The following is a 17,133-nucleotide window of genomic DNA, read 5'->3' as shown; positions in this document are numbered from 1 at the left end:
GAAGACTCTATGAAACCAGCGTTAGCTTTTCGACAACCGCATTATCCTAGCTCATGGCAGGCTTTACCTAATGGTGAAGTCATTAAAAAAGCGATAGAGCAAGAGCTGGCACCTTGGTGGCAAAAATTCTTCGGTTATCATTTAGTTAAATTGGGTGCATTAAGTAGTGAAATAGAGGTAAATGATTGCACTATAAACCATCAAGTAAGTATCAGCAGTAAAAGTAGCTTAGTAAATGTTGTTGGTGATCTTGATGATTTACCCTTGCAAGAACATAGCGTCGACGTTTGTTTGTTAAGTCATGCTTTAGAGTTCTCTCTTGATCCCCACCATGTGATACGTGAAGCTAACAGGGTGTTGATCCCTAATGGCTATTTAGTGTTAACCGGTTTTAATCCGTTAAGTCTTGTCGGCTTAAACCGACTGTTACCTTACCGGCGCAGTAAAACACCCTGGAATGAACATTTTTTCTCTCCGATGCGAGTCAAAGATTGGCTGCATTTAATGGGCTTTGAAATTTTAGCCGACCAACGTTTTTTACATAGTGGTTTAACTGGAAAGTTGACCACTGACACCTTAGATAGTAGTTGGCATAATTTTGCTAAAAACTATTTGCCAGCTTTGGGCTCTGTTTATGTGATTGTAGCCAAAAAGCGGGTCTTGCCGCTAACGCCAATTAAGCCTAAATGGAAAATACGGCCAGAGTTTAATCCGGTAAAAGTACCTACTATGCGTTTGCATAAGAATACTTCCAGACATAATAAATAGTTATAAAAAAGCCGCGTTATGCGGCTTTGTATTATTTAACCATAATTTAGGTTATTTATATTATTACCTTACTTAGAACTTATAAGTTGCTTTTACATAAGTAAAGCGACCTTGGCTATTGTGAACATTAGAAAAACTAGTCCAGCTATGGTAACTAAACGGTGGTTTTTCATTAAATAAGTTAGTGGCACCAAGGGTTAAGGTAACATCGTCAAAACCAATGAAATTCACAGCCGTATCAACTGTCACCATTGACTCTACATCATCCAAAATCACGGTTTCGATAACATTATCATCATCGTCTTTAACTTCCTGTATTCTTACTGCATTATCTTGTTTAAACTCGCCGATATAGTTAACGGCAATATTAGCGCTCCAATCATCCATTACCCATGAGGTATTGAATGTCCAGCGCATTTCCGGCTGTTCAAAGTCACCTTCTTGTATCTCAATACGTCTTGGTCCCTGTGAACCATCTTCATTAGCCGTTGGTCTTGAATCTTCATACTCTAAGATATAATTGAGGGCGTAATTAAAGGTGAAATCACCAATGTTACTCGCAAGTTTATAACTAAGGTCAAAATCTAAACCCGAGGTTTTAACATTACCAATATTTTCATATTGATCAAAAATCCTAATAACTTCACCAGGAGCGTCAGGAGCGCCAGGCACATTTGAAGGTTCACGTTCTACCACAGTTGGATCGTTACCAAAGGTTGTAAACTTGAACTGAGTATCTTTAGTGATGATATTTTCAATGTCATAACTATAATAATCAAGTGAGAAGTCAACATTATCGCTAATTTGATAAATAATCCCTACATTGATACTTTCAGACTCTTCTGGCCCCAAATCTGGGTTACCTGATAATACCGCAGTATATTCTTGTAATTCACACGCTTTATTGACGTTACCAACGGCATCACATCGCACGGTATCGACTAGCTCAGGTGACTCATCGGTATTACCTAAGCCAATTTGATGTAATGATGGCGCACGGAATGCTGTACCCCACGAACCACGAAGCGAGATATCATCGTTAACGCTCCAAATAAAAGCTACTTTTGGATTGGTGGTTGAACCAAAATCACTATAATCTTCATAACGAACAGCAAGTTGAACTTCAACGTTATCCATAACAGGGACTGCTAACTCACCGTATATGGCTAAATTATCGCGAGAGCCATTGGCTTGTGTTGCTTCAGTACCAAAAACCTCACCGCGTAAAAATTGGTCATCAGGGTTATCGCTGATTGACTCTTCACGATATTCAGTACCAAGGGCTATTAGCAAGTCACCACTAGGCATTTCCATTAGTGGACCCGATACGGTTAAATCAAAAGATTTATTGGTAGACTTACCAAAACGCGTTGTTTGAGTTTCTATAAAATCTAAAGCTTCTTGAGTATTAGTCGAGGGTTCAAAGGGGTTCCATAACTCGCTATCTATTGCTTCTTGAGCTCGGCGAGAGTTAGGAAAACCGTTAACACCACGTTCAATAGATTCACTTTTGATATAGCTATAAGCTGCTTCCCATTCCCAATCACCAATTTCACCGCCTAAGCCAATTACGCCACGGTAGTAATTTGAGCTCACTTGTTTTTCGCGGTTACCAATATCAACCATTCTGCGTCGCATAGTCAGGTCTTGCTGGTAAAAGTCATGATCTGGAAGATTGGCCATAGGGTGGTTAGCATTATCGCCAGACATAAATAGCTCGTTGAAACTAGGGCTAGCTGCGCCTCTTATAACTGTTTTTGAGTTTTGACCATTAATATCGGCAAAACCACGAAGCGTATCATTGATTTCATATTTTCCCGTATAGATAAAACTAAAACGTTCACTTGAGGGAACAGCACTACCAAAAGGAGCATAGTCATAACGACATAAAGTGCCAACAATATCTTCTGGAGCACAAACATCATTGCCAAAAGTGTCTGGCGTACGAATGCTTGCATCAGAAGCTAATGCAATTGTCCCTGGGTAGCCTGAAGAACTACGACCATCGTTAGCAAATCTGAGCCCAGTACGTGCTGCTTGATTCGCCGTAGCGGTATAGTCACGGTCACTGTTCATTATTTCTTCACGGTCGAAATAATCTAAAATAAAAGTATGACTCGCTTTTTCAGAGGTATTTCCCCAAGCTAAACTTATATTTGTTTCTTTACCACCACCATCTGCGGTATCACCAACTTTGGCGGAAAGCTCTGCTCCATCATAATCATCTTTCAAGATAATATTGATAACGCCCGCAATTGCATCTGAGCCATAGGTGGCTGATGCGCCATCTTTTAAAATATCGACTCTTTTGATTGCCGCAAGTGGTATGTTGTTAATATCAACAAAGGCAGTGGAAATTTCATTGGCAAATGGTGATACGGCGATGCGTCGACCATTAATCAAGATTAAAGTAGAGTCAGCGCCTAAGCCACGTAATGAAACACTTGAACCCCCGTTTCCTGTACCATCACTACCATTACCTTGAGTAGAAAAGGTTCCTTGGCCAGCTGCTGGTAACTTAGTGAATAAACCAATTAAATCAGTTACACCCGTTCTGGCTATGTCTTCTGCGCTCAGTGAAGTGACAGGTGATGGCCCTGCCATATCACCTCTTTTAATATGTGAGCCGGTTACTTCAATGCGTTCAACCTCCTCGATTTCTGCAGCTAATGTGCTGAAACTTTGGCCTGTTAATAGTGCGGTTGAAATACTTAGCGCAAGTAAATGTTTTTTCCTCATACAAAATCTCATAGCAGCTTCCTTTTGATATAGTTATTTTTATTGAGTATCAATGTCTTTAAGTCGCAACAAACTGATAACAGTTTGTTATCAAATGTAAAGCTTGATTTGAAAGTTATAACAAAAACTTTCACGCTATGAAACAAATAAATCGCCGAATAAACAAGCCGCTATAGTGTATAATGTATACATATTTACTAATCGTGAATCTTGATTGCCTTAACAATAAATAAAATACCTAGCTAGAGCTGTATTTACTGAGGTGTAAATAAAACGGATGATCAAGTATGATAATTAAAATTTATGACAGAGTTAACATATATGCTTACAAATGAACTAGAGCACTATCTCAATGGGTTGTTAAAACCAGAGAAAATTAAAGACTTCACACCGAACGGCTTACAAATTCAAGGCTGTAATAACATTACTAAAGTGGTTACTGGTGTTACTGCCTCTAAAGCACTTATTGAACGGGCAATCAGTGAACAAGCAGATGCCATATTGGTACATCATGGTTATTTCTGGAAAAATGAATCTTATGTGATTCGTGGTATGAAGCATGACCGCATAAAGTCTTTATTGGTCAACGATATCAACTTGTTTGCTTATCACTTGCCGCTAGATATTCATCCGACGTTGGGCAATAACGCCCAGCTTGCCAAACTTTTTAACATTGAGAATGTTGCTCCGTTAGAGCTTGGTAATCCACTCAGTGTTGCTATGCAGGGCCATTTTAAACAAGAGTGGTGCGGTGAAGACTTTGCCAAGCTAATCAATACTACCCTTGAACGTGAATGTTTGCATATTGCTCCGCCGAGTAACAAAGCAATAAAAACAATTGCTTGGTGCTCTGGCGGCGGTCAGGGTTATATTGAACTGGCGGCAGAGCAAGGTATAGATGCCTTTTTAACAGGGGAAGTTTCTGAGCAAACAACCCATATTGCCCATGAAATGGATATTCACTGCTTTGCTGCAGGTCACCACGCTACCGAGCGCTATGGTATAAAAGCCTTAGGGGAGCATTTAGCTAAAGAGCACGGGCTTGAAGTAGTTTTTGTTGATATTGATAACCCCGTTTAATAGTTAAATATATTTTAAGTTATCACTAAAACAAAGGGTTTTAATTAAGAAAATTATTACAGATAATTATTACCTGTATGAAATTTTAACTAAATAACGACTTAAACCATTGCACTATTAATCCTAAACTTTCATACCAGGCAATAGTGCTCTGCTGTAATTTTTTACTGCTAGGTGTGTAGTGAGCCCAGCTTTTACTGCTGTCTGGATTTTTCACCCAATAACCAGTGGGCGCCGCAATAGGGTAAATCCCTTGTGCCTGAAAGTAATTTATTGACCTGGGCATATGATCGGCATTGGTGATTAGTACTACTTTTGTACCTTGTACCCTAGGCGCAATGAGCTCAGCCTCTTCTTCAGTATCTTTGGGGAAATTTTCAGTAATAATCTTTTGTGCAGGCACACCTAAAAGTACCAATGATTGTTTGACGGTTTCAGCATTAGATACCGGATTATGGCCACCATAACCTGAGGTGATTATTCTTGCCTCTGGGTGTAGTTGATAAATACGTAGCGCTTCAACCATGCGCTGTAATGAACAGGTTGCTAATTGACTGGTTACTGGTAATTCAGCATTGGTATTATGGCCACAACCTAGTACAACAATATAATCGATACTCTCATTGGTTTTAACATAAGGCGGGTAATCGTTTTCAATTGCGGTCATAACCGTATCGGAAAAGGGTGGAAAGGCGCTGATAAGTAAAATGACAATAGCTGCAGATAAGCTTTTAATACTTTTTTTTGGATTTTTACCATGCATAAACAGGGCAAAAATAAGTAATAACAGCACTATGTTAATAGGCATGATAAATACAGTGATGATCTTTTTAAGAAGAAATAAATCCATATAATTTAGCTAAGTTACCTACTACATTGAGATTTATTTACTATATCAACTATTGCCTTAGGCTGCTTAGCTTATTAGACCTTATTTAATGAGACTTTATTCTTTGATAAGTGCTAACAGCGCTAAGTTAGTTTTTTATACTCTTTTCTTAAACCTAAGAACAAGCCAAGGCACATAATAATCAATAGTACAGTGAAAGGTAGCCCTACCGTGATAGCTGCGGCTTGTAATGCGCCCAGCGCATCTTTGCCACCGCCAAATAACAATGCGGCAGCAATGACACCTTCCATCGAAGCCCAGAAAATTCTTTGCTGCACAGGCACATCTAATTTTCCACCCGCAGTAATACTGTCGATTACCAAAGAGCCTGAATCTGAAGAGGTGATAAAGAAAATTAACACCAGGATAATGGCTAAAAAGGAGGTGATGTTGGCTAATGGCAAGTTCTCCAACATTTGGAACAGCGCTAAAGAGCTATCAGTAATTCCGTGAGCCAATTGACCTACGCCATTTTGAACCTGTTCAAGGCCCATGCCGCCAAAAGTTGCCATCCATATTGACGTAAGTAATGTTGGCACAAATAATACCGCCAAGATAAATTCACGCACGGTTCGACCCCGTGAAATTCTCGCGATGAACATGCCGACAAAAGGTGACCAAGAAACCCACCAAGCCCAATAGAATACTGTCCAGCCATGATAAAAGGTCTCATCCTCACGGCCGATCCAGTTACTTAAGGGGATGATGTTTTCGGCATAAGAGAGCAGGGTAGTGCCAACACCATTAATAATTGCCATAGTAGAGCCGGTAATCATCACAAATAACATTAAGACTAATGCTAGCGACATATTGATATTGCTTAATAGTTTGACTCCGCCATCTAAACCTCTTGAAACTGAAAATATGGCAACAATAGTGACAGCAAAAATAATGGCAATTTGAGTGTTTATGGTATTGGGCACATCAAATAAAAAGTTTAAACCACCAGCCGCCTGTTGTGCACCAAAACCTAAAGAGGTAGCTAGTCCAAAGATGGTGGCTAAAACAGCGGTAATATCAATGATGTTGCCGGGCCAGCCCCAAACTCGTTCGCCTAATAAAGGAAAAAACGCCGAACGAATGGTCAATGGCATGTTGCAGTTAAAAGTGAAGAAAGCTAAAGACAAACCGACGACAGCATAGATAGCCCATGGATGTAGGCCCCAATGAAACATGGTTGCAGCCATCGCCATTTTTGCAGCCTCGGCAGTGCCTGCAACGGTATTTAAAGGTGTACCATACCAATTGGTAAAATAACCAACGGGCTCAGCGACACTCCAAAACATTAGCCCGATGCCCATTCCAGCAGCAAATAGCATAGAGAACCAAGATAACCGGCTAAATTCCGCTTTGGCTTCGGTGCCACCGAGTCTAATTTTACCTAAGGGGGAAACGACTAATGCCAAACAAAACAGCACAAAAATATTACCACTAACGATAAATAACCAGTCAAAGTGATTAATAGACCAACTTTTTGACGCATCGAAAGATTGCTTTGCTAAGTCAGGAAACACTAAGGTGAGTATGACAAAAAAAACAATCAATGAAGCTGAAAAAAAGAAAACAGGATTATGTAAATCCATGCCCATTATTTCTACGTTATGCTCGCCAGCTTTGTGGTTTGTTTGGTAAACAGGATCTTTAATCATACAGTTTTTCTTATCACTCTCTTTAATTTCACTCATGATAGTTTCCTATACAGTTCTTATAGAATAAGGCGAGCTTTGAGTCTTAATTAACATTATATCGTGTTTACCAAGTAATCACTTACTTGAACTACATATTTGGTAAATAAACCGAGTATTCACGTTATTAATCTAGTGTATGTTTCAGAGTTTGTTAGCCATTTTAGTTTTAGGTACAACGATTAAGTCATGCTGGTTTACTATTTCATTACTGCAATAACAAAGTGCGATGGCTGACAACCTTCAGCGATGGATTTTAAAGTTCGACTTAGTTATTGGTTCTATCTTTATCAATTAAATATTCAGTTAGTTATACTATTCGATGTAGTAAACGAAACTGCGATGAATCCCTTGGTGAAGTATACCAATAATAAAAAGACCTTAAGCAGTTGGCAATTTACAATAAATTGCTAAAAGTCCTGTTGCAATAGTGGTCAAAATCGGGTCTAATAATTCCGTATTGTGGTTTAGGGTGAATACTCTAAACCACAATACACCAGAAGAGGTGCGAAACTTAGGTAGAAAACGAGAGGAACCACATTTCCTATTACCGTTTTTGAGGGAAGTTATCGCCGAGAGTATTTAAGAGTGGACTTAAATATTCGGTCATTTAGGTTGAATCCTTATGGCTGTCACCTGACGTATTTGTTAAATATTGCTTATATTTTTAGGCATCATTAGGCATTAAATAAAAGGTGGAGAGCTTCTGGCTGAAAAAGTTTCGTTTTTTTTGCCATTTTGTTAGCTTAGTCTACTAAAAAGTCAAAATGCTCCATTCGTTAACTACTCAGTCATGCTCTTCCAATAGCTAACTTACTCAATAGAGCTCAGTAGCTAGTGTTTTTATGGGAGAAATTTGTGAATTCAGTACAATCTACATCATCAATAACCGTAGCCAAGTTTGGCGGCACCAGTGTTGCCGATTTCCAAGCCATGTTGCGCTGCGCCAATATTATTAAAAACGATACCAGTAACCGTTTAGTGGTTGTTTCAGCCAGTGCTGGCGTAACGAACTATCTGGTTCGCCTAAGTCAAAAAAATGTTGCTGTAAATGAACAAAAAGACATTATTGAAAGTATTCGACTTATTCAAGTTAACATTACTCAGCACTTAGCTAGTGACGTTGAAGCCAGTCTAAATCAAGAAATCAATAGTTTGCTTGATGAACTAACCCAGCATGCTTTAACGCAATCACTACAATATACCAGTAAAACTACCGATGCTATTCTGGCTTTTGGTGAGCAATTAAGCTCACGTATTTTTGCGCAAGTTTTACAATCGATTGGTGTTGCTGGTGAGTACTTTAATGTACAACAAGTGATGAAAACCAATAGTTCACATGGTAAAGCTGTAGTGGATATCACCCAGCTAAGTGAGCAAAGTGCACAATATTTGTCGCCTAAACTTCATGATAAAGTTGTTGTTACCCAAGGGTTTATTGGTCAAGACAGTCAAGGCAATACTACTACCCTAGGGCGAGGCGGCTCAGATTATTCAGCTGCGTTACTTGCTGAAGCGTTAAATGGCGATAATTTATCTATTTGGACCGATGTGGTTGGTATTTTCACTACCGACCCACGTATTACCGATCAAGCTCGAGCAATTAAAGAAATCAGCTTTGGTGAAGCGGCTGAGATGGCCACCTTTGGCGCAAAAATTTTACATCCAGCGACACTTATTCCGGCCATGCGTTGTAATATTCCTGTTTTTGTCGGCTCAAGTAAGGAGCCGGAAAAAGGAGGTACGCAAATAAAGCAAAAAGTCGAGTCAAACCCCACCTATCGTTCAATTGCTTTGCGACGAGAGCAAACCTTGGTAACAGTCAAAAGCCCGGCAATGTTACATGCTAGTGGTTTTTTAGCGAAAGTATTTACCGTACTAGCAAAACATGAACTGAGTGTTGATTTAATTACCACCAGTGAAATCAGTGTTGCTTTAACTTTTGATAATCCAAGTGGCTCAACCCAATCACTAATTACCAATACCGTTGTTGCTGAATTAGAACAGCTTTGTGAAGTGAGCGTCGAGCATGGGTTATCACTTGTTGCCGTTATTGGTAATGGTTTGACGTGTGCGAAAGGTATAGGACAAAGCATTTTTGAAACGATAAATGATATAAATATACGTTTGATTTGTCATGGCGCCAGTGCCAATAATATTTGCTTTTTAGTTGCTGAAGCTGATGCTAATTCTGTGGTCGAGAAATTGCACAATAGCTTGTTTTCCTAAGCTATAATTTCAATGAGTCTAATTTAGCCCAAATCTTATTTTTAAAGGCTTGGGCTAAGAACACAGTCGTATGCCAAATCAGTTTCAATGTCGTTGCTTTCTTTAACCGCCTAAATTATCCATAAGCTGATCAAGTGTTAGGTTCAACTCTTGTAGTTTATCCGGAGATAATCCGGTCACAGCAAACATTTCTTCAGGAATATGCTCAGCACTTTTTTGTAACTCGACTCCTTTTTGAGTAAGCTTGATAAGCACAACTCGTTCATCTGTTGAATCGCGTTCCCGCTTGATGAGCATTTGCTTTTCCATACGTTTTAATAGCGGCGAAAGGGTGCCTGAATCTAAATCCAATTTCTCGCCCAAGTCTTTAACTGAAATACCGGCTTTATATTGCCATAAAACCATCATCACTAAATATTGTGGGTAGGTTAATGCTAACTCTTTTAGTACCGGGACATAAAGGCGGCACATTAATTTATTTAAGCTATAAAGGCGAAAACATAATTGCTTTTCCAGTAATAGATTATTATTCATTGCTTACTCTCAATCGCTCTTCAGTTGCACTCACAACAGCTTTTCAATATCAGCAGTTATTGCTTCTGGTTTAGTTGTTGGCGCATAACGTTGTACTACTTCACCTTGGCGATTAACCAAAAACTTAGTGAAGTTCCACTTAATTGATTTTGAGCCCAGAATACCGGGCGCTTGCTGTTTTAAATAGTTAAATAGCGGATGAGCGTTATTTCCGTTGACCTCTACTTTATTAAATAAAGGGAATTTTATCTTGAAGTGTAAATCGCAAAATTGCTGTATTTCTTCATTGCTACCACTTTCTTGTTGCTTAAATTGGTTACAAGGAAAGGCTAAAACTTCAAAACCTTTTTCTTGGAAAGAATCGTGTAGTGCTTGTAATCCCTGATATTGTGGGGTGAAGCCACAGTTACTCGCAGTATTAACGATAAGTAATACTTTATCGGTAAACTGAGTTAATTCAATAGATTCTTGTTTATTGTTCTCAACTGAAAATTGATAAATATTACTCATATTCGTTATCTCCTAAAGGTAAAATAGCAAGCTAGTGTAACTAGCTAGTCGATATTATAGTATCAAACCTAGTTTTGTACAATTGTATTGTGCACAATGCAATTGTGGTTCTAAATTAAAACGGCGGGTTTGTAAAGTTGCTAGAGCAAAATAGTAAACTATCGTAAACTGGCACTATTGAATTAGTTAAAGAATTAATGACTTAAAAGGTTGGAATATGAAAGTAGCATTTATTGGTCTTGGTGTAATGGGCTATCCAATGGCAGGGCATTTGAAAAAAGCGGGTCATCACGTTTGTGTCTATAACCGTAATAAAGAGAAAGCCATAGCTTGGCAGCAAGAATTTGACGGCGACATTGCCGCAACGCCAGCGCTAGCGGCCGAAGGTTGTGACATAGTTTTTTCTTGTGTGGGTAATGATGATGACGTTCGTCAAGTGGCTTTGGGTGAAGAGGGTATTTTTGCCGGACTTCCTAAAGGCAGTATATTTGTTGATCATACCACGGCATCAGCTGAGCTTGCCATTGAGCTTGCGGCCACGGCAGATAAAAACGAGCAATACTTTTTAGATGCGCCAGTTTCTGGCGGTCAGGCAGGTGCGATAAATGGCATACTAACGGTAATGGTTGGTGGTGATGAAGCCGTATTTGAAAAAGCTGAGCCTGTGATGGCTGCATTCGCCCGTTTTAGTCAATTAATGGGTAAAGTTGGCTCAGGGCAATTAGCTAAAATGGTCAATCAAATCTGTTTTGTTAATACCGTTCAAGGTTTAGCCGAAGGTTTGAATTTTGCACAAAAGGCCGGTTTAGATACGACTAAACTACTTGAGACTATAGGTAAAGGCGCTGCAGGCTCTTGGCAAATGGATAACCGGGGTAATACTATGTGTGCCCGTGAGTTTGATTTTGGCTTTGCTGTTGATTGGGTAAGAAAAGATCTTGCTATTGCTTTTGACGCGGCTGAAAAATTAGGTGCTGACTTAACGGTAACTAAGCAACTTGATGGTTATTATCAAGAGATTCAAGAAAGTGGCGGTAATCGTTGGGATACTTCAAGCTTAATTTCACGATTTAAACGTTAAGGTATATTTTACTTTAAAGAGCTTATTATAATGTAGTGACTTTTAAAGCTTTCTTTACTAATAACTATCAAAAAAAGGCGCTTAATTGCGCCTTTTTAATATCAAGATGATTTTTATATAAACAGGGAATTAACCTTGAATATATTCATACAGGGCTTTGAGTACCGACATTTTAGCTTTATCTTTTTCATGCTCGTGCGCTAAGTTTTCAATTTTCATCATGAACTCATCGAGAGATAAAATTCCTTTACCGCCGTATTGCAGTTTGTTCTGGCAATACTGCTGCCATTTTTGTTGTTCTTCAGTAGATAAAGTGTACGGGTAATTTCTAGCTCGATAGCGGAATAATAATACGCTTAAACGCTCATCTTGAAATTTGAAAGGATGGTTAGCTAATTGCTCTGGTGTTAAACCGCGTAAAATTTCCATTTGCGCTTTATCGCTATGACTAAAGAAACTACCGCCATATAGCGCTTGCTCAGCATCAGTGTTTTCATTATCAAAATCTGATGTGGCAAAAACATCACTTAGCTTATCTCTTAGTTCAGCATGTTTCTTTAATAAAGCTAAATTTTCTAGACAAAAATCTCGGGGTATTGCTAAACGCTCGGCATTTTCAGGTAGTAATGTTTTTGCTGGTGCTATCACCGGACATTTATTGACATGAATAAGCTTAACAGGTATTGGTTTTTCGTCTGGTGCTAAATCATCATGTCGGGTATATAAACGGGCTTTTATTTCTTCACTAGTAAGCGTCAATAAAGGTGAAATATCTTGGGCCAAATCTACACAAATTACCGCATTTTTATTGACTGGATGATAAATCACTGGCGCAAACCAACTGGTACAACCGTGTGCCGATGATATTTTACTGGAGGTGTGCACAATCGGTGTCATATCTGCGGTATTGATCAAATCTTTAACTTGGTTTTTGTTCTTTAAGTTAAATATAAACTCATACAGCTTTGGCTGTTTTTCTTTAATCAATTTTGCCATAGCAATGGTGGCATAAACATCACTCATGGCATCGTGAGCGGCTTCATGAGCAATGCCATTAGCTTTGGTTAATAACTCTAGACGAAAGCTAACCACTTCTTCGCCGTCGCGATCAACGGTTGGCCAGTTAATACCTTCAGGACGTAGGGCATAAGTGGCCCGCACCATATCGATAATATCCCAGCGGCTATTGCCATTTTGCCATTCACGGGCATAAGGGTCATAAAAGTTACGATAAAATAAGTAACGGCTGACTTCATCATCAAAACGAATATTGTTATAGCCGGCGACACAGGTATTAGGTGCGGAAAATAATTCATGTACGCGCGCAGCAAATTCCGCTTCGGTTAAACCTTCTCGTTGTGCTTTTTGCGGGGTAATGCCTGTTACTAAACAAGCTTCTGGGTGCGGCAGGTAATCCACTGGCGGTTGACAATAAAACATTTGTGGCTTGCCAATGATATTTAAATCAAGATCTGTGCGAATACCGGCAAATTGAGAAGGTTTATCAAACTTTGGAGATATACCCCAGGTTTCATAATCGTGCCAAAGGATAGATGGTTGTTCAGTTGTATTCATTAGCGTTCGCTCTTATCTTTTTATTTCTTTTAATCAAGGTGTTTGATTTTGTCGGTACTTGTTTTACGCACTTAGGAACAATGACCTCTCAATATTTTTACCATGATAAACCATCTGGCATTGCATTGGCACGTTATCCTGATATTTCATTGAAACGAGCGAGTGATAATTATCAAAATTAATCAATGGTGTTATCAAGCCTGAGGTTCAAATAAAATGCTATAAAAGCCAATCAAAATCTCCTACAAATGGCATGTTTCAATAGTGTCAGTGTAATTAGATTTTGAATTTTTCTAACCTGTCACTTGCTGGATAAATTGACTTAACGATGAGGGAAATATACCAAAGCCTATGACTAAAAATAAAATAAGTATATTGAGTGATAGGTTCCTGCCATCGGATTTTATATCGCTAAATTTCAATTCATCTTCGGGTGTTTTTAACATCGTCATAATCACTCTTAAATAATAGAATAAGCCAATAATACTGCTGATCACTAACGCAGTTAATACCAGCCATAATTGCTGGCTGACGGCCGCCATGACTAAATAGAATTTAGCCATAAAACCTAAGGTTAATGGAATACCCGCCAATGAAAGCATTAACAGCATTAGCGTGATGGCAATAAAAGGTTTGTGCCAGAATAAGCCGGTTAAATCATCGAGTGTTTTTGTTTTTGGTAATTGCATGAAGATAGAAAAAACACCTACTAGGGTAAACAAATAGGCCACTAAATAAAAAAATAGGGTTTGTTCATTAAAGCTTTGGCTTGAAAATGATATGGCATTGTTATTTATTAATAACAACACTATTAATAAATAACCAAAATGTGCGATAGAAGAGTAGGCAATTAAACGTAACAGGTTTTTTTGTAATAAGCCCAAAAAGTTACCGATAAACATAGAAGCAACCGCTACGATAGATATTATATCTATAATAATTTGATATTGTTGCCAATTCCCTAAAGTGACTAATCGCCATAAAATAATGAACACAGCTAACTTTGATAAAGTTGCTAACATAGCCGCAGTAACCAGCGGTGCACCTTCAAATAAGTCAGCAACCCATAAATGGCAAGGCACTAAAGAAAGCTTAAAAAATAGCCCGGTAAAAATAAAGATGATTGCAGTTATAATCGCCCATGGAGGTAAAATTTCACTCGAAGTATTTTGTAGTAACTCTGAAAAAGATAAAGAGCCAAATTGAAGATATAAAAGTGCCGCGCCCATTAAAATAAAGGCGGAAGCGATGGCTGATAAAATTAAATATTTAATGCCAGCTTCTTGTGCTTTTTGATCATGGCCACAATAAGCAATCAAGCCAACAAAAGACAGGCTCATTAATTCTAAGCCGAGAAAAAAACTGGCAAAATGATTACTTGAAACCATTATCAAACCACCGATTGTGCTTAATAAAAACAGTAAATAATATTCCTCTTTTTGCTCGTTTATTGTTTTAAGCCAATTATAAAGTTGCGCCCAAATTAAGCCCACCACCATTAATAATAAAAAAGCTACAAAGCTTGTTTGGGCATTAAAAATAAATAAAACATTGCTGCTATTAGTTTGACTTGTTGGCTGGTTCTGTAAAACGAATTGCATGAAGAGAGCTATGAATATGCTGAGACCCGAAATTAAATAGCTGGTGATATGGCTTCTTTTAAAGCAAAGCTGAATTAATATCAGTAAGGCAGCAAACATGACAATGGATGCGGGGTAATAATAAACATTCATAATGAAGCTCCAATATCGGCGGGTATAAAGCTAAGCTTCATTAAGGTAACGGGCACTAAATCAAAAAATGGCTGCGGGTGTAAACCTAAATAAATGAGAATAAAACACATAGAGATGAGTGTGCACCACTCTTTGGTATTGGTGTCTGCTATTTTACTCTCATGAGGATGCTTTGTTTGACCAAAAAAGGTTTTATAAATCAATAATAATGAATAGATCGCAGCTAATATTAAGCCTGATGCCGCCAAAATGGTCAGTTTAGGGTATTGTTCAAAACTGCCCACTAATATCAAGAATTCTGCGACAAAGTTACCCAAACCTGGCATACCTAAAGAAGCAATACCAAAAAACAAGCCAAAAGCACTGAGTTTAGGTAAATTAATCCATAAGCCGCCTAGCTCATTGAGATCTCTAGTATGGTATCTATGTTGTATCATGCCAACCAAAACAAATAATGCCGAGGTACTAATGCCATGGGCTAACATTTGCATCACAGCCCCTTGCAGCGCATAAATATTAAAAGCAAAACAGCCTAATAAGACAAAGCCCATATGACTGACACTTGAATAGGCAACTAAACGTTTTAAGTCAGTTTGCACAAAAGCCATCATAGCGCCATAGATAATGCCTATTACGCCTATCAACATCATAAAGGGAGCAAGCTGTATCGATGCCTCTGGAAATAACGGCAGCACAAAACGAATAATGCCATAACCACCTGTTTTTAATAATACTGCGGCTAGAATGACACTAGCGGCAGTAGGGGCTTGAGTATGGGCATCAGGTAACCAGGAATGGAAGGGTAAAGCAGGTAGTTTTACTAAGAATGCGATAGTAAAACCCAGTGCGACCCAAAAGGCCAGGTCACCGGTAATAGGATTTTGTATTAAAATATTATAGTCAAAGCTTAATATGCCAGTTTGCTGGTAGTGAATACCTACTAATGCGCAAAGGCTTATTAGCATTAATAGTCCTCCCGCTTGAGTGAAAATAAAAAACTTAAATGCTGCATAATGTCGGTTCTCGTAGCCCCAAATTGAGATCAAAAAGTACATAGGTACTAACATTACTTCCCAAAAGACAAAAAATAGAAACAGGTCAATCGCTAAGAATACACCTAAGACACCGGCTAAAGTCCACAGCAGGTTTAAATAAAACAAACCAGTACGTTTGGTAATTTCATGCCAAGCTGAAGATAGGGCGACTAAGCCCATTATCAGTGTTAGTATAATTAATAGAAAACTAAGACCATCTAGCGCTAAATGAGCACTGATATTAAATAGTGGGATCCAACTATAAGATTCATTTATAAGCCATTGTGATGTGCCTAAGACACTGGCATCAAACGGCATACTATTAAGCAAGGGAATTAATGGCAACCAGCACATAAGCAAGGATATAACAGCTATTTTTTTTGGTAAATCTGCATTAAACCTTTCGCTATACCAAGCAAGTACACCACCCATTAATGGGATAGATAAAAGTATAAACAAGCTCATAGTATTAACTCCCCACTGATAAACCAGGCAAAAGCTAAAATACAAAATATGATAAGGCTGGCGTTATAACTTCGTAATTGTCCATTTTGAAATTGGCTGAATGTTCTATGTAATGTACAGCTAGTTTTTTCTATTAATCGATAAAATGAATCAATCAAATCATCTTTGTTTAATTGGCATAAAGTGTTAAAAGGGGAGACGAAAATTGTTTGATAAATGTCATCAAATGCCCAGCCACTTTTGAGTAACCGATGAACAGCTTGCATATAAGTAGAAGCTACCGGTTTGCCAAAACGTTTTGTTTTGAACATCCACCAAGCAAATGAAATAGCAATAAAGGGTAAAATAATAGGTAGCCAATGATGTAAAGTGCTTAACCCTTCAGCATCCTGTTGCGGCATTAACGTTTTTAATCCTTCAGGAGCTATGCCGCCAAATAATGACAATACTGATAAAATAACCAATGCTAGGCTCATTGATTTTGTTGGCATGGCATTCGGTGATAATTGAGTTTTACCTAAAAACACCACAAAAAATAATCTAGCACTATAAAATGCGGTGATAAAGGCACCTAATATTGCCGCCCACCATAATCCAGTATGACCAGAAGCAACGACTTGCGCTAAGATTAATTCTTTACTGACAAACCCAGCAGTGAAAGGTAGCGAGGCTAATGCTGCACAACCAATGGCAAATGACACAGCCACAACAGGAAGCTTTTTGAGCAAACCGCCCATTTTAAAAATATTATGTTGGTGATGTAGGCTATAAATCAGCGCGCCTGCGGATAAAAAGAGTAGGGCTTTAAAAA

Annotated in this window: 13 protein-coding genes and 1 riboswitch; of the genes, 4 read left to right on the top strand and 9 right to left on the bottom strand. The window is 38.5% G+C overall.

The features are described from left to right. Positions 1-9: 9 nt before the first annotated feature. Positions 10-768 (top strand): class I SAM-dependent methyltransferase, encoded by a 759-nt coding sequence (locus HRT50_RS07035; RefSeq protein WP_291612784.1) that lies wholly within the window; start codon positions 10-12, stop codon positions 766-768. Between the two features lie 72 nt (positions 769-840). Here the strand turns inward: HRT50_RS07035 and HRT50_RS07030 are convergent, their stop codons facing one another. Further along, on the bottom strand, positions 841-3,519 hold the full coding sequence (locus HRT50_RS07030; RefSeq protein ID WP_291612782.1) for a TonB-dependent receptor: 2,679 nt from the start codon (positions 3,517-3,519) through the stop codon (positions 841-843). A gap of 309 nt (positions 3,520-3,828) precedes the next feature. Between HRT50_RS07030 and HRT50_RS07025 the strand changes: the two genes are divergently transcribed. Then, positions 3,829-4,587: a Nif3-like dinuclear metal center hexameric protein gene (locus HRT50_RS07025; protein WP_291612780.1), complete on the top strand. Its 759-nt coding sequence runs from the start codon at positions 3,829-3,831 to the stop codon at positions 4,585-4,587. 85 nt (positions 4,588-4,672) lie between these two features. Here the strand turns inward: HRT50_RS07025 and HRT50_RS07020 are convergent, their stop codons facing one another. Further along, positions 4,673-5,437, bottom strand: coding sequence for an ElyC/SanA/YdcF family protein (locus tag HRT50_RS07020; RefSeq protein WP_291612779.1), 765 nt, complete (start codon positions 5,435-5,437; stop codon positions 4,673-4,675). Positions 5,438-5,559: 122 nt separating this feature from the next. After that, on the bottom strand, positions 5,560-7,161 hold the full coding sequence (locus tag HRT50_RS07015; RefSeq protein ID WP_291612777.1) for a BCCT family transporter: 1,602 nt from the start codon (positions 7,159-7,161) through the stop codon (positions 5,560-5,562). Between the two features lie 492 nt (positions 7,162-7,653). Continuing rightward, positions 7,654-7,875, top strand: a riboswitch (Lysine riboswitch). A gap of 144 nt (positions 7,876-8,019) precedes the next feature. Between HRT50_RS07015 and lysC the strand changes: the two genes are divergently transcribed. Next, a complete protein-coding gene (gene lysC / locus HRT50_RS07010) occupies positions 8,020-9,390 on the top strand; it encodes a lysine-sensitive aspartokinase 3 (protein WP_291612774.1) in 1,371 nt (456 codons plus the stop codon). Positions 9,391-9,492: 102 nt separating this feature from the next. Here lysC and HRT50_RS07005 read toward each other — a convergent pair whose 3' ends face one another. Together HRT50_RS07005 and HRT50_RS07000 are read right to left on the bottom strand one after the other, a co-directional pair. Then, positions 9,493-9,924: a MarR family winged helix-turn-helix transcriptional regulator gene (locus HRT50_RS07005; RefSeq protein WP_291612772.1), complete on the bottom strand. Its 432-nt coding sequence runs from the start codon at positions 9,922-9,924 to the stop codon at positions 9,493-9,495. 30 nt (positions 9,925-9,954) lie between these two features. Next, a complete protein-coding gene (locus tag HRT50_RS07000; RefSeq protein WP_291612770.1) occupies positions 9,955-10,434 on the bottom strand; it encodes a glutathione peroxidase in 480 nt (159 codons plus the stop codon). 217 nt (positions 10,435-10,651) lie between these two features. Between HRT50_RS07000 and HRT50_RS06995 the strand changes: the two genes are divergently transcribed. Next, complete coding sequence (locus HRT50_RS06995; protein ID WP_291612768.1) at positions 10,652-11,515, top strand: NAD(P)-dependent oxidoreductase; 864 nt, start codon at positions 10,652-10,654, stop codon at positions 11,513-11,515. A 129-nt stretch (positions 11,516-11,644) separates the two neighbouring features. Here the strand turns inward: HRT50_RS06995 and sbcB are convergent, their stop codons facing one another. From sbcB to HRT50_RS06975, 4 genes are all read right to left on the bottom strand, one after another. After that, complete coding sequence (gene sbcB, locus HRT50_RS06990) at positions 11,645-13,090, bottom strand: exodeoxyribonuclease I (RefSeq protein ID WP_291612766.1); 1,446 nt, start codon at positions 13,088-13,090, stop codon at positions 11,645-11,647. Positions 13,091-13,383: 293 nt separating this feature from the next. Next, positions 13,384-14,823 carry an NADH-quinone oxidoreductase subunit N gene (locus HRT50_RS06985; protein ID WP_291612763.1) on the bottom strand — a complete coding sequence of 480 codons (1,440 nt, stop codon included), beginning with the start codon at positions 14,821-14,823 and terminating at the stop codon, positions 13,384-13,386. Beyond that, complete coding sequence (locus tag HRT50_RS06980) at positions 14,820-16,322, bottom strand: NuoM family protein (protein WP_291612761.1); 1,503 nt, start codon at positions 16,320-16,322, stop codon at positions 14,820-14,822. The genes HRT50_RS06985 and HRT50_RS06980 overlap by 4 nt, the downstream gene beginning before the upstream one ends. Then, on the bottom strand, positions 16,319-17,133 hold an 815-nt coding region (locus HRT50_RS06975), incomplete at its 5' end, for a proton-conducting transporter membrane subunit (RefSeq protein ID WP_291612759.1). The genes HRT50_RS06980 and HRT50_RS06975, both read right to left, overlap by 4 nt.

It is taken from the genome of Colwellia sp. (genome assembly GCF_013215345.1).
In the GTDB taxonomy this organism is placed as follows: domain Bacteria; phylum Pseudomonadota; class Gammaproteobacteria; order Enterobacterales; family Alteromonadaceae; genus Colwellia.
The sequence above is the reverse complement of the archived record's forward strand: the minus strand, read 5'-3'. Positions and strand labels throughout refer to the sequence as shown.

What these genes read in the sequence shown, in the direction of transcription:
- sbcB (WP_291612766.1), bottom strand. Translation starts at nt 13,090, where the DNA reads ATGAATACAACTGAACAACCATCTATCCTTTGGCACGATTATGAAACC.
- HRT50_RS07000 (WP_291612770.1), bottom strand. Translation starts at nt 10,434, where the DNA reads ATGAGTAATATTTATCAATTTTCAGTTGAGAACAATAAACAAGAATCT.
- HRT50_RS06995 (WP_291612768.1), top strand. Translation starts at nt 10,652, where the DNA reads ATGAAAGTAGCATTTATTGGTCTTGGTGTAATGGGCTATCCAATGGCA.
- HRT50_RS07035 (WP_291612784.1), top strand. Translation starts at nt 10, where the DNA reads ATGAAACCAGCGTTAGCTTTTCGACAACCGCATTATCCTAGCTCATGG.
- HRT50_RS07015 (WP_291612777.1), bottom strand. Translation starts at nt 7,161, where the DNA reads ATGAGTGAAATTAAAGAGAGTGATAAGAAAAACTGTATGATTAAAGAT.
- HRT50_RS07005 (WP_291612772.1), bottom strand. Translation starts at nt 9,924, where the DNA reads ATGAATAATAATCTATTACTGGAAAAGCAATTATGTTTTCGCCTTTAT.
- HRT50_RS06980 (WP_291612761.1), bottom strand. Translation starts at nt 16,322, where the DNA reads ATGAGCTTGTTTATACTTTTATCTATCCCATTAATGGGTGGTGTACTT.
- HRT50_RS07025 (WP_291612780.1), top strand. Translation starts at nt 3,829, where the DNA reads ATGCTTACAAATGAACTAGAGCACTATCTCAATGGGTTGTTAAAACCA.
- HRT50_RS07030 (WP_291612782.1), bottom strand. Translation starts at nt 3,519, where the DNA reads ATGAGATTTTGTATGAGGAAAAAACATTTACTTGCGCTAAGTATTTCA.
- HRT50_RS06985 (WP_291612763.1), bottom strand. Translation starts at nt 14,823, where the DNA reads ATGAATGTTTATTATTACCCCGCATCCATTGTCATGTTTGCTGCCTTA.
- HRT50_RS07020 (WP_291612779.1), bottom strand. Translation starts at nt 5,437, where the DNA reads ATGGATTTATTTCTTCTTAAAAAGATCATCACTGTATTTATCATGCCT.